Genomic DNA, 12,080 nt, shown 5'->3' with positions numbered 1-12,080 from the left:
TTAACTTATAATAGCGAGCGCTTTGAGGTAGTTGCTATTCAGAGTTTGCCAGTCACTCGCTTTCCAATTCAATACATCATTTCGACCTTGCTCTTTTAAAAATGAGCGCTCAAGACGTGCCAGATTACTTTGTTGCCATTGTGGGTTAGGCGCTCTTATTTCACCTCTATCAAAGTCGATAATATACACATCACCAGTATCATTAAATAAAATGTTATTAATGTTTAAATCGGCATGATACACACCTTTTGAATGAAATAGCGCGATTGTTTTAGCAATGCGCTCTAACTCTTCTTCGCTCAATGGGCGTTCAATTAATATATCGAGTACACTTTTAGCACCTATAACAGCCTCGGTAATAATATCACCACGATAAATTAACCCGCTGCGGGTTACTTTAGCTGTAATAGGGGTTGGTACGTTTAAACCAAGCTCTATAAGCTTACTCATTAAACTAAACTCTTTATACACACGGGTTTGTTCAAGTCCTGGGTATAAATACTGATCGCTTAGCAATTTACCCACTAAGCCACCGCGCCAATAATGCCTAAGTACGGCTGTTAATTCGTCTTGCTTAAAAAACCACGCAGTTGCTCGACCTTTTTTAGCGCCCACAATTTTATTTTGTTGTTGCCAATAATTTGCATCAAACCAATCGAGGGTAATTTGGCTTGTGTATTTAGGGTGGCTTAATACAGTGTGGTTGCCTTGCACGTGTTGTTTAAACATAGCTCTGTGTAATTGCTAAATAATGTGTCTATATTAGCGCGTTTTAAAGCTTAGGATAAGTGCTTGCAATAGCGTGATTATAATTTAAGATCGGCTTTTGTATTTAATACCTAAGGGAATGCGTGACTCAAGCTCCTAATTATTCATCTATTTGTATATTAAGACTCTCAGCCATTGGTGACGTATGTCATGGTGTGAGTGCTGTACAAGCTATTCAAAAAGCACACCCTAATGCAAAAATTACGTGGGTTATTGGCAAAATAGAAGCCATGCTACTTGCCGACTTACCTGGCGTTGAGCTGGTGGTATTTGATAAAAAACAAGGCAAAGCAGCGCTTAAAAGCTTAAAACAACGCTTTAAAGATCAAAAGTTTGATGTGTTACTTAACATGCAAGTTGCACTTAGGGCTGGGTTTGTTGCGCGTTGTATTCCTGCAAAAGTAAAAATAGGGTTCGATTGGGCGCGTTCAAAAGAATTACATAGCTTATTTATTAATAAACGAATAGCCCCACAAGCTCAGGCGCATGTGCTTGAAGGTTTTAAAGGTTTTGCAAAAGCCATTGGAGTTGCTGATTATAAACCGAGTTGGGACATGCCATATACCGAGCAAGACCAAGCGGTTGCAGATGAGTTACTAACACCAGAATACCTAACTAATAAACTATTAGTAATATCGCCCGCAGCTAGTAAAGCACAGCGTAATTGGCTCGCTGAACGTTATGCCACATTGGCTGATTATGCTAATGAGCAAGGCTTTAGAGTGGTATTGACGGGTGGTCCAACAGAACCTGAAATTAACCTAGCAAATAGCATTGTTGAGTATAGCAAAACACCTATTTTAAATTTAGTGGGCAAAACTAAGCTCAAAGAGTTGTTGTGCGTGTTAAAGCGTGGCAGTTTAGTGCTTGCGCCCGATACAGGCCCTGCGCATATGGCGGTAACGGTGGGTACGCCGGTTATTGGTTTATATGCACATTCAAACCCAGCACGAACAGGCCCTTACTTATATCAAGATTACGTGGTTGAGGTTTATCACCAAAACTTGCTTAAGCAAACAGGTAAAACAGCAAAACAAGTCTCGTGGGGTACGCGTGTAAAAGGCGATGATTTAATGAGCCAAATTACAGTTGATGATGTAAAAGCGATGTTTGACCATGTTGTACAAAAAGAGTCTTTGTAATGAATGCACAACAAAAAAATAAAGCGCTTTTTTTAGACCGAGATGGCGTGGTAAATGTTGATCATGGTTATGTGTATCAAAGCGATAAATTTGAATTTATTGACGGTGTTTTTAGCACTTGTAAAACATTTTATGATGCGGGCTATAAAATCATAATCGTCACTAATCAATCTGGAATTGGCCGAGGTTATTACACCGAAGCTGATTTTTTAGCACTAACTGATTGGATGAAAACCCAATTTAGCGATCACAGCATTGAAGTTACCGATGTGTACTTTTGCCCTCATCACCCTAAAAAAGCGCACCCTGAATATTTGAAAGAGTGCAGTTGCAGAAAGCCTGCGCCAGGGATGTTATTGCAAGGCATGCAAGAGCATAACATCGACCCTGCTTGCAGTATAATGGTGGGCGATAAACTCAGTGATATGCAGGCTGCAAAAAAAGCGGGCATCACTACCCGCGTTTTAGTGCGTTCGGGTCAAAGCTTTGATGAAAGTGCTAAACAAGAGGCTGATTTAATTATCGATTCTATAAACAGTTTACCTGCACTTTTAAATACATAAATAAGCTAAACAGATTAGCCTGTAAACTGGCAGGAATTCCTTCCAGTTTAGGGTGTTTACGACGAACTGCAAACCGTGCATTTTCCCCATTAAACTTTTACAATACCCCCCATAATAAACAGTCGCTTAAATGTGGTTGTTTACCCGTTCAAATAAATGGAGAACACAGATGAGAGCATCTGCTTTTTTTAGCCAATTACAACAGCAAATTGAAGACGTAAAAACCGAAGGTTTGTATAAAAGCGAACGTATTATTAAATCTCAGCAGCAAGCTCAAATCGAAGTTGCATCAGGTAAAGTAATCAATTTTTGTGCTAATAACTACTTAGGTCTAGCTAATAGCCCAGAGTTAATTGAAGCTGCGCAAAATGGTTTAAATAATCATGGTTTTGGTGTGGCGTCTGTTCGTTTTATTTGTGGCACGCAAGATATCCATAAAACGCTAGAGAAAAAAATCAGTGAGTTTTTAGAAACTGAAGACACCATTTTATATTCTTCATGTTTTGATGCAAACACAGGCTTGTTTGAAACTATTTTAGGCGCAGAAGACGCTATTATTTCTGATTCATTAAACCATGCATCAATTATTGATGGTGTACGTTTGTGTAAAGCTAAGCGTTTTCGTTATGCAAATAACGACATGGCTGATCTTGAAAAGCAACTTATTGCAGCTGATGAAGCTGGCGCTAAAACAAAACTAATTGCTACCGATGGCGTGTTTTCTATGGATGGCGTTATTTGTAATTTAGAAGCTGTGTGTGACTTAGCCGATAAATATGATGCACTTGTTATGGTAGATGACTCTCACGCTGTTGGCTTTGTTGGCGAAAACGGTAAAGGTACACCAGAGTACTGTAATGTATTAGACCGTGTAGATATTATCACCGGTACATTAGGCAAAGCACTAGGCGGCGCTTCAGGTGGTTATACATCAGGTAAAAAAGAAATTGTTGAATGGTTACGTCAGCGTTCACGCCCATACTTGTTCTCAAACTCATTAGCCCCTTCAATTGTTACTGCATCGATTAAAGTACTTGAAATGCTAGAAAATGGCGGCGAGCTTCGCGCTAAACTCTGGTCAAATGCTAAATATTTCCGTGAGCAAATGGAAGCTGTTGGTTTTACGTGTGCAGGTAAAGATCATGCAATCATCCCAGTAATGCTAGGAGATGCAAAAGTAGCCTCGTTAATGGCTGACAAACTACTTGCTGAAGGCATTTACGTCACTGGTTTTTCATTCCCAGTAGTGCCAAAAGGGCAAGCGCGTATTCGTACACAAATTTCAGCAGCGCATAGCATTGAGCAACTCGATATTGCTATTGATGCATTTACCCGCATTGGTAAAGAAATGGGCGTTATTTAATTTTATTTTAAACCGAAGCCTTGCTTCGGTTTTTTAGTTGAGTGTGAATTATGAAAGCATTATCTAAATTAAAAGCAGAACCGGGCATTTGGATGACAGATGCGCCAAAGCCAGAAGTGGGTCATAACGACTTACTAATTAAAATTCGTAAAACAGCTATTTGTGGTACCGACGTACATATTTACAAGTGGGATGAGTGGGCAAGCAAAACTATTCCTACTCCAATGGTTGTTGGTCACGAATATGTTGGTGAAGTCGTTGATATGGGCCAGGAAGTTCGTGGCTTTAATGTTGGCGACCGCGTGTCGGGTGAAGGTCATATTACTTGTGGTCATTGTCGTAACTGCCGTGCAGGGCGCGTACATTTATGCCGTAATACAACGGGTGTGGGTGTAAACCGTGAAGGCGCGTTTGCCGAATATTTAGTTATTCCTGCATTTAACGCATTTAAAATTCCAGATAATATTTCTGACGAACTGGCTTCTATTTTTGACCCGTTTGGCAATGCAGTTCATACCGCATTATCGTTCGACTTAGTTGGCGAAGATGTACTTATTACTGGTGCAGGCCCAATTGGTATTATGGCAGCAGCTGTAGCAAAGCACGTGGGTGCTCGCCACGTTGTTATTACTGACGTAAACGAGTATCGTCTAGATTTAGCACGTAAAATGGGTGCTTCACGCGCTGTAAACGTGGCAAGCGAAAAGCTTGAAGACGTAATAAAAGACTTAGGTATGACAGAGGGCTTTGATATTGGCCTTGAAATGTCAGGTGTGCCAAGCGCGTTTAATTCAATGCTTAATAACATGAACCACGGCGGTAAAATTGCCATGCTAGGTATTCCACCATCAGATATGGCAGTTGACTGGAACCAAGTTATTTTTAAAGGTTTAGTGATTAAAGGTATTTACGGTCGCGAAATGTTCGAAACGTGGTACAAAATGGCAAGCTTGATTCAATCTGGTCTTGATTTGAACCCAATCATTACACATCAGTATTCTGTGGATGACTTCCAAGCTGGCTTTGATATGATGATTTCAGGTCAGTCAGGTAAAGTAATTTTAAACTGGGATTAGTTCCTCACTAAATTACAAGAAGGGCGGCTTTAGCCGCCTTTTTTATACTATTAATTAAAGAGACTTCAATGGCATTTAAACACATTTCTATAGCGCAAACGTTAGAGCTTCTAGATAAAGAAGACGTTGTAATTGCAGATATTCGCGATCCTAATTCGTATCAAGCTGGTCGTATTCCAGGCTCAGAAGCACTTTCTAACGGGAATATTGCACAATTTATGATGGAAAAAGAATTCGATCAGCCAATTATTATTGTGTGTTACCACGGTATGAGCTCTCAGGGCGCAGCTAGTTATTTAGTTGAGCAAGGCTTTGAAGATGTTTATAGCATGGATGGTGGTTTTACCGCTTGGGAAGTAGCTTACAGCGAGAAAGTAGAGCGATGATAGAGCTTGGCAGTTTAAATAACCCGCGCGCCGCACAGGGCTTTATAGATTATTTAAAAAGCCAAGGTTTGAAAGGGCAATTAGATTCAGCAGATGGCAGTAATGCTATTGTTAGTGTGCTTGAAGAGGACTTTCATCAAGTTCAGCCTCTATGGGCTGAATTTACACAAAACCCTAATCATGAAAAATACCTGCAAGCATCTTGGGATGTAGGCAGCACGCAATCGCCGCTTAAATATCAAGGGCAATCACTTAATCTAATAGCCCGTTTTAAAGCACTCAGCTGGTTAAATCAAACCGTAAGTATTGTAAGCGTTATAATTTATTTTGCTTTTTTACTAGGTGGTTTTGAGACCATTTACACTATGATGCAGTTTAAACCTTCGCAGCCTTTAAGTTGGTTAACGCCCGCGCTCGTACACTTTAGTGCGATGCATATTGTGTTTAATTTAATTTGGTGGATGTCGCTTGGCGACAATATAGAAAAGCAATGCGGAAAACTCAGCTTAATAGGTTTGTTTTTAGTGACTGCACTTATTAGTAATTGGGCGCAATACCTAATGGTTGGTCCCAACTTTGGCGGTTTGAGTGGCGTAGTATATGGGTTACTTGGTTTTTGTTGGATTCATAGCTTTTTAAATCCGAACAAACCTGCGTTGGTTAGTACGGCTATTGTTGGTTTTATGTTGATTTGGTTAGTGCTAGGTTTTGCTGATGTATTGTTTGTTGGTATGGCTAATTGGGCGCACTTAGGCGGATTAGTTAGCGGTATGGCTTTTGCTTATACCGCCAAAGTATTTAACGTAAAACGTTAAATACTAATGATATAAATATTTAGTGAACAAGACTTCACGGATGATCTCTTGTCCTGTTTCTTCTTTTAAAAGGCTTTTTAGTTTTTCGGCGCACTTTGCGCGTATTTCTTCACGGCCAGTAAGGGATTTTATTTTTTCTTCTGGCTCTTTAGATAAAATCTCTACTAGGGCATCACGAAGTAATGGAGTGTGATGTTCAACGACTGCAATATCAGAAGTATCAGTAAGCATTAAATCAATAGTTACACGCACATAGCCCATTTTTTTACTTGATGCGCCAATGTAGTTGGTGATTATATCTGGCTCAAAACCAAAATAACCAACTGTAGATTCAGCACGGGCTGTAAAGCTTATGACGCTTACAAAGAACGTAAAAAGACCTGCGTATACTATTTTTTTCATATTTAAAGCGTTTCTTAAAACTTGTTACAAATAGTTTATACTTAATAGTGGGTAATAAACAGCGCCAAACAATTATTTATGGTTATAAAACATCACTTTTTCAAAAGCTTTGGCAATGGTATCATCTCGTTGTTTTTTATTTTGTTGAGCTATTGTGATTACTGATCCTCTGTCTATATCTGCTAATTGGCAGTCCACTTCATATGTAAGTGATTTATCTCCTCTAGAGCAAGAATGGCTTTTTGAACCTAATTCTTTAACTGCTAAATTAAAAAGTAAATCACAAATTTTTAGTGTAAGAGTATTAAGCGAGCAGTTATTTACTTTAAGTCTAGAGCAAAAGTTACTACTAAACAGCGCAGCTAAAACAGCGATTAATCGAGAAGTACTCTTATTGTGCGATAATAAACCTATGGTGTACGCACAAAGCTGGCTTCCTAAAAATGATTCGAGCAATCCTTTGCACAATATGGGTGAACGACCTCTTGGTGATGTGATTTTTCAAGACCCAGCACTAAAACGCACGGATATAGAAATTGCTTATTTTGATGCCAAGCACCCCGTTCAGCAATTAGTTGCAAAATTAAACCTACCCGAGAAAAACTTACTAGGGCGTCGAAGTGTATTTTCCCTCAAAGAATATAAATTTTTAGTATGTGAAGTGTTTTTACCAGGAGCATATTTATACTCATGAAATTAGCCGCTTTAAAGCCAAAACATATTTCTTACTATATACAGCTAATGCGTATAGATAAGCCCATTGGTACCTTGTTATTACTTTGGCCAACATACTGGGCTTTATGGCTTGCTAATAGTGGGATGCCGAGCTTGCTCAACTTTATTGTATTTACACTGGGCGTTGTTGTTATGCGAAGCGCAGGGTGTGTAATTAATGATTTTGCAGATAGAAAAATAGACGGCTCGGTAAAACGCACAGCTCAACGGCCGCTAGCTTCAGGGCTGGTTAGTAGTGGTGAAGCTCTTAGTCTATTTTTATTGCTCATAGTTATTGCGTTCATTTTAGTATTAATGCTTAGCTTTAATACTATTTTACTTTCTTTTGGGGCGTTGGCTTTAGCCTTTTGCTACCCTTTTATGAAACGCTATACACAATTACCACAAGTTGTTTTAGGGGCTGCATTTGGTTGGGCTATTCCAATGGCCTATATGGCTTCAATAAATGCATTACCGCAGCAGGCATGGTTATTATTTATAGCCAATATTTGTTGGACAGTTGCTTACGACACTATGTATGCGATGGTTGATAGAGATGACGATTTAAAAATAGGGGTAAAATCAACCGCTATTTTATTTGGTAAATACGATCGCCATATTATCTTTTTACTTAATGCTGTATTTATAGCGCTGGTTGCGTTTATTGGTATAAGCGATCATTTAAGTGTCGCGTTTGGCATTGGTTTGAGTGTAGCAGCTGGTTTATTGGCATATCAACAAACGCTTATTCATAAACGTGAAAGAGAAGCCTGCTTTAAAGCGTTTTTAAATAACCATTATGTGGGTTTGGCTATCTTTATAGGGTTATTACTTTCATACCCAATAGCATTTTAAAGCCTTAATAAAGGCTGTTAAAATTCGCTATTTAGAGCTACCTGGGCGGATCAATAATGCCGCTAATAGAGGCGTTTTTTCTAAACCACCCTGCAATAGAGTAGCGTTCGTCAACTGCGGGAAGTACTTCGTGAGCAAAACGTTCGCTTTCAAACATAACCAATGTGCCAGCAGTTGGTTTAATCGTTATTTCTACTTCTTTACTTTTAGGTTTATAAATAACAAGTTCGCCACCTTGCTCTGGCGTATTTAAATAAAGCACCGTTGTAAATACACGATTAGATCGACCTTTGAATGCATCTAAGTGTTTTTTGTAAAAATCACCCTGTGTATATTTTGCATAATGGCATTCGTAATCAAATAGCCCCATAAAAAAGCTACGATTTAACGTGGTTTTTATACTTTGCATTATTGCTTGATACGTAAGCTGTGCTTGAGAGCTGCCGTCAAACCAATAAGTTTTGTCAGTACGAATAGTTTTATCTATTTGTAAGCTATTTAGTCGACCAATACCAGCAAGGCTAAAGTGGGGGTTTATACGGTGACAATCTGCAACTAAATCTGCAACTAAATCGGCAATAAGCGCGTTATGAATTACGGTGTATCCTTGGCGTTCTATATCATCTAAATAGACATCAGGACCAAAAAGTGTGTTCATTCACATCAGCTGTTTAAAAAAGGTGCGACAGTGTAGCCGAAAAGCGATTTAAAGCTACTGTTTATTGCGTCGCACTTTTTCAAATATTGGATTAGCTAAATGTAGCTCCCGCTTTCTTTATAAGCGATAGTAAATGCTCTACATGTTCAGTAATAGAGGTTTGCTGGCTTGTTTGTACAACGAGTTGTTCGTGATTTAAATCTTTATTTGTTTTTAGTTGCACGAGTTCAGAGTTCTCTGCGATTGTGTTTGCATGCTCAATGCTCGCAATAGCAAAGTGATCTGATTTAACTACACCGGCCATTACTTGCTCAATACTGCCCACTTTAATACTTGATGATTTATTTAAAGAATCGATTGCTTCATTAAGCATAGTTTGCACTTGTTTAGATTGAGAAAAACAGCCAAACATAGGGTAGCTATCAAGGTTTTGCTTACTTATATCGTTTTTATGTGCAAGAGGGTGGTTTTTTGAAACAAATAATACAAGCTGATCAGGTAAGTGAATGTCACTGCCAATACTATTAATAGCTTGAGAGTATACACTTATGTCTATTTCACCTTGTTGAAGTCTGCGTGTTAGCTCTTGCTGATCTTGTAACTGCATTTCAATTTTTATATGAGGATATTGAGCTAAAAACTGCCCACAAGAAATAGGAACTATGCCACTTGCCTTGTTGGTATAACCAATAACCAGTTTCTCATTAGCATTACCGTTTACTGATTGAAAAATCCGTTTTTTCGTTAGCTCAAGTTCCGATAAAGTCGTTTTAGCATATTCAAGAAAAAGTTCGCCTTCTGGCGTTAATTTAACTGAACGTGTTGAGCGTTTTACTAACTCATATCCCATTTCATTTTCAAGTGTTTGAATGCTGCGCGTCAGCGCTGAAGTACTAATCTGGGTTTGTTCAGCTGCTTGTCTAAAATGACGTAATACACCAAGTGCTACAAATTGCTCTAATTGTTCAAATCTCACTTTATAGTCCCTTTTTATAAGTAAGTCGCAGATACCACGGACATCAAATATATTAATTTTTATTCTAAAGTTTAGTAAAATTCTATATTGAAATACGGTTGCAAGTTCATACGTGTTTCCAGCAGGATACCCCCCTTTTAGTATTAATTAAAGAGGAAAGCGACCAAATAGTATTACTTTTTTAATTGATAATTAGTTGTTTATTGTGTTTTGTCTGTATTTTTGCAATTAACTATCTAGGCAAAGTTATTTTAACTCAGTGGGTTAGATCGCCGGTTGGGATTCAATTGTTCTAATTAATAAAAAAGTACGCCCCAAAATGGGGCGTACTTACAACATGATTGTGACAAATAATAGGGTGTTTTATCTATAGGAGTTTATTTTACAAAATTTCTATTTATTCGGTTGCTTAATGGTTTGTTTTCAATGCTTTGCAGTTCTATTTCAATTGCATCACAGGAGATATGTATTTCAAATAAAGACGTTAACAACGATAAACTTAAGCAGGCTAAGCTAATGCCGAATAAAATAATCCCCGTGGTATTAAATTCAATAAATAAAGCAAACATCGAAAATGTACACAGTAAAAAAGAGGCTACCCCATAAACTTGCATTGTTCTGATTAAGTTTATTCGTTTACGTAAGTTGGTGATTTGAGCCACTACAACGGGGCGTATAGATTCACCCTCGCGTGCATTTAACTCCCTAATTAATTGCGCTAAAACTAAAAATCGGTTTGTATAGGCTAATAATAGCAGCGATATAGCCGGAAAAAGTAAGCCCGGGGTTGTAAGTGTCATGTTTATTCCTCGTGAAATATGGCTAACTATTAAAGCTGTCATGTATTGTTTAGTTTAGTCGACTAATACTCGACATTGTACACACAAAATAAATGAGGTGAATATTGCAAAATATTAATAATAAAAATTCAACTGATAGCTCTTTTCAATGGGTTACAATTTATAAAGCCGAAAATACCCTTGAAGCTAATATTATTAAAGGTTTAATACAAACCAGTGGTATTGAATGCAAAATAAAAGGTGAGATGCTCCAAGGCGCAATGGGAGAAATTCCATTTGATCAAGCACAAGTTAGTGTGCAGGTTTATGCGATAAAAGAGCGCCATGCGCGCCAAATATTGGTAAACTATCAACAAGTAAAACAATCCGCTCCAGATTGGGTATGCCCTAACTGTAATGAGCATAATGGATCAACATTTGATTTTTGTTGGTCGTGTGAGACGTTAAAGAATGACTAAAGCAAATAATTTTCAGCGTATTAGAGAGCTTAACTATTTACAAAAAGCCGTTTTAGCGAGTGCTCTAATAGAGCGAATGCTGCCAAATTACGGTTTATTTAGTGAAGCAACGGGGTTTGGTGATGAAACCTTATTACGCAATTCGCTTAATGTTTGTTGGGAAAAAATATTACTGCCTAAAAGTAAAATAGATCTCGAAAAACAAGTTGAAAAAATAGAACCGAATGTTCCTGAACTTGCTGATTTTGATATGTTTGGTACTTACCCTGCTATTGATGCCGCAACCTCTTTACTTAGCTTAATGCACGGTCTAATGGCGCAAGATGAACAAGAGTTCATTAGTGTCAGTAAAATATCTCAAGCAACAGTGGCACGCTTTATTGAATATCAAATGACGGTTGAAGGTGAGGTTGCAGATAACACAGCTGTAAGAGAACACCCATTAATGCAATACGAAATTGAAGTATTAGGTGAGCTAATTGATTTTGTAGAAAATATGGGGCGTATCACCTCTGATAGCGTAAAAGCACTTAAAAAGTTTGCCCTAGAAGATGGTCAAACAAATATTGGTATTACGTTATAAAAACAGCGAAGTAAAAACTTTAAAGGCAGGAGAAGTACAGTGCGAATTTTAGGCATTGAATCGTCATGTGATGAAACAGGTATTGCAATATACGATGACGAAAAAGGCTTGTTAGCTCATCAATTATACAGCCAGGTAAAAGTACACGCTGATTATGGCGGCGTTGTACCGGAACTTGCATCGCGCGATCATGTTCGTAAAACGCTACCACTTATAGACGCAGCATTTGAGCAAGCGGGTTGTGGCCCAGAAGACTTAGATGGTATTGCTTATACTGCAGGCCCAGGTTTAGTTGGTGCATTATTGGTAGGTACTTCTATTGGTCGTTCATTAGCATACGGTTGGGATATTCCAGCTGTTGCTGTTCATCATATGGAAGGGCATTTACTTGCTCCGATGCTTGAAGACAATACTCCTGAGTTTCCGTTTATTGCATTGCTTGTATCGGGCGGTCATACCATGATGGTTAAAGTAGCGGGTATTGGACAATACGAAGTACTAGGTGAGTCAGTCGATGATGC

At 38.4% G+C, this 12,080-nt stretch carries 16 protein-coding genes; 11 read left to right on the top strand and 5 right to left on the bottom strand.

The window, feature by feature from the left end; translation table 11 throughout:
* On the bottom strand, window positions 1-729 hold the full coding sequence (locus L656_RS0108940; RefSeq protein ID WP_024598952.1) for a 3-deoxy-D-manno-octulosonic acid kinase: 729 nt from the start codon (window positions 727-729) through the stop codon (window positions 1-3).
* A gap of 122 nt (window positions 730-851) precedes the next feature.
* Here L656_RS0108940 and L656_RS0108935 point away from each other — a divergent pair, with 122 nt between their 5' ends.
* The 6 genes from L656_RS0108935 (at window position 852) to glpG (ending at window position 6,113) form a co-directional block, all read left to right on the top strand.
* The gene (locus L656_RS0108935; protein ID WP_024598951.1) at window positions 852-1,910 is read left to right on the top strand and encodes a glycosyltransferase family 9 protein; all 1,059 of its coding nucleotides are present in this window, start codon (window positions 852-854) and stop codon (window positions 1,908-1,910) included.
* Window positions 1,910-2,473: a D-glycero-beta-D-manno-heptose 1,7-bisphosphate 7-phosphatase gene (gene gmhB, locus L656_RS0108930; RefSeq protein ID WP_024598950.1), complete on the top strand. Its 564-nt coding sequence runs from the start codon at window positions 1,910-1,912 to the stop codon at window positions 2,471-2,473. Before L656_RS0108935 ends, gmhB begins: the two co-directional genes overlap by 1 nt.
* A 169-nt stretch (window positions 2,474-2,642) precedes the next feature.
* Window positions 2,643-3,836, top strand: a complete 1,194-nt coding sequence (locus L656_RS0108925) for a glycine C-acetyltransferase (protein ID WP_024591460.1) — start codon at window positions 2,643-2,645, stop codon at window positions 3,834-3,836.
* Between the two features lie 50 nt (window positions 3,837-3,886).
* Window positions 3,887-4,912 (top strand): L-threonine 3-dehydrogenase, encoded by a 1,026-nt coding sequence (gene tdh / locus L656_RS0108920; protein WP_024598949.1) that lies wholly within the window; start codon window positions 3,887-3,889, stop codon window positions 4,910-4,912.
* Between the two features lie 68 nt (window positions 4,913-4,980).
* Window positions 4,981-5,298, top strand: coding sequence for a thiosulfate sulfurtransferase GlpE (gene glpE / locus L656_RS0108915; RefSeq protein ID WP_024598948.1), 318 nt, complete (start codon window positions 4,981-4,983; stop codon window positions 5,296-5,298).
* Window positions 5,295-6,113, top strand: a complete 819-nt coding sequence (gene glpG, locus L656_RS0108910; RefSeq protein WP_024598947.1) for a rhomboid family intramembrane serine protease GlpG — start codon at window positions 5,295-5,297, stop codon at window positions 6,111-6,113. Before glpE ends, glpG begins: the two co-directional genes overlap by 4 nt.
* A gap of 3 nt (window positions 6,114-6,116) precedes the next feature.
* Here the strand turns inward: glpG and L656_RS0108905 are convergent, their stop codons facing one another.
* Complete coding sequence (locus tag L656_RS0108905; protein WP_002961049.1) at window positions 6,117-6,515, bottom strand: flagellar basal body-associated protein FliL; 399 nt, start codon at window positions 6,513-6,515, stop codon at window positions 6,117-6,119.
* 154 nt (window positions 6,516-6,669) lie between these two features.
* Between L656_RS0108905 and L656_RS0108900 the strand changes: the two genes are divergently transcribed.
* Together L656_RS0108900 and ubiA are read left to right on the top strand one after the other, a co-directional pair.
* On the top strand, window positions 6,670-7,209 hold the full coding sequence (locus tag L656_RS0108900) for a chorismate--pyruvate lyase family protein (RefSeq protein WP_024598946.1): 540 nt from the start codon (window positions 6,670-6,672) through the stop codon (window positions 7,207-7,209).
* Window positions 7,206-8,084 carry a 4-hydroxybenzoate octaprenyltransferase gene (ubiA, locus tag L656_RS0108895; protein WP_024598945.1) on the top strand — a complete coding sequence of 293 codons (879 nt, stop codon included), beginning with the start codon at window positions 7,206-7,208 and terminating at the stop codon, window positions 8,082-8,084. The genes L656_RS0108900 and ubiA overlap by 4 nt, the downstream gene beginning before the upstream one ends.
* A 37-nt stretch (window positions 8,085-8,121) precedes the next feature.
* Here ubiA and L656_RS0108890 read toward each other — a convergent pair whose 3' ends face one another.
* From L656_RS0108890 to L656_RS0108880, 3 genes are all read right to left on the bottom strand, one after another.
* The gene (locus tag L656_RS0108890; RefSeq protein WP_024598944.1) at window positions 8,122-8,742 is read right to left on the bottom strand and encodes a 2OG-Fe(II) oxygenase; all 621 of its coding nucleotides are present in this window, start codon (window positions 8,740-8,742) and stop codon (window positions 8,122-8,124) included.
* Between the two features lie 91 nt (window positions 8,743-8,833).
* Window positions 8,834-9,718, bottom strand: a complete 885-nt coding sequence (locus L656_RS0108885; protein ID WP_024598943.1) for a LysR family transcriptional regulator — start codon at window positions 9,716-9,718, stop codon at window positions 8,834-8,836.
* A gap of 377 nt (window positions 9,719-10,095) precedes the next feature.
* The gene (locus L656_RS0108880) at window positions 10,096-10,518 is read right to left on the bottom strand and encodes a DUF2721 domain-containing protein (protein WP_024598942.1); all 423 of its coding nucleotides are present in this window, start codon (window positions 10,516-10,518) and stop codon (window positions 10,096-10,098) included.
* A gap of 104 nt (window positions 10,519-10,622) precedes the next feature.
* Between L656_RS0108880 and L656_RS0108875 the strand changes: the two genes are divergently transcribed.
* From L656_RS0108875 to L656_RS0108865, 3 genes are all read left to right on the top strand, one after another.
* Complete coding sequence (locus L656_RS0108875; protein ID WP_024598941.1) at window positions 10,623-10,976, top strand: putative signal transducing protein; 354 nt, start codon at window positions 10,623-10,625, stop codon at window positions 10,974-10,976.
* Complete coding sequence (locus tag L656_RS0108870; RefSeq protein ID WP_024598940.1) at window positions 10,969-11,559, top strand: YjaG family protein; 591 nt, start codon at window positions 10,969-10,971, stop codon at window positions 11,557-11,559. The genes L656_RS0108875 and L656_RS0108870 overlap by 8 nt, the downstream gene beginning before the upstream one ends.
* A 39-nt stretch (window positions 11,560-11,598) precedes the next feature.
* On the top strand, window positions 11,599-12,080 hold a 482-nt coding region (locus tag L656_RS0108865), incomplete at its 3' end, for a hypothetical protein (RefSeq protein ID WP_024598939.1).

This window comes from Pseudoalteromonas sp. TAE56, assembly GCF_000497955.1.
Taxonomy (GTDB): Bacteria; Pseudomonadota; Gammaproteobacteria; order Enterobacterales; family Alteromonadaceae; genus Pseudoalteromonas.
Note: the sequence above shows the minus strand (reverse complement) of the source record. Positions and strands in the feature narration are given on the sequence as shown.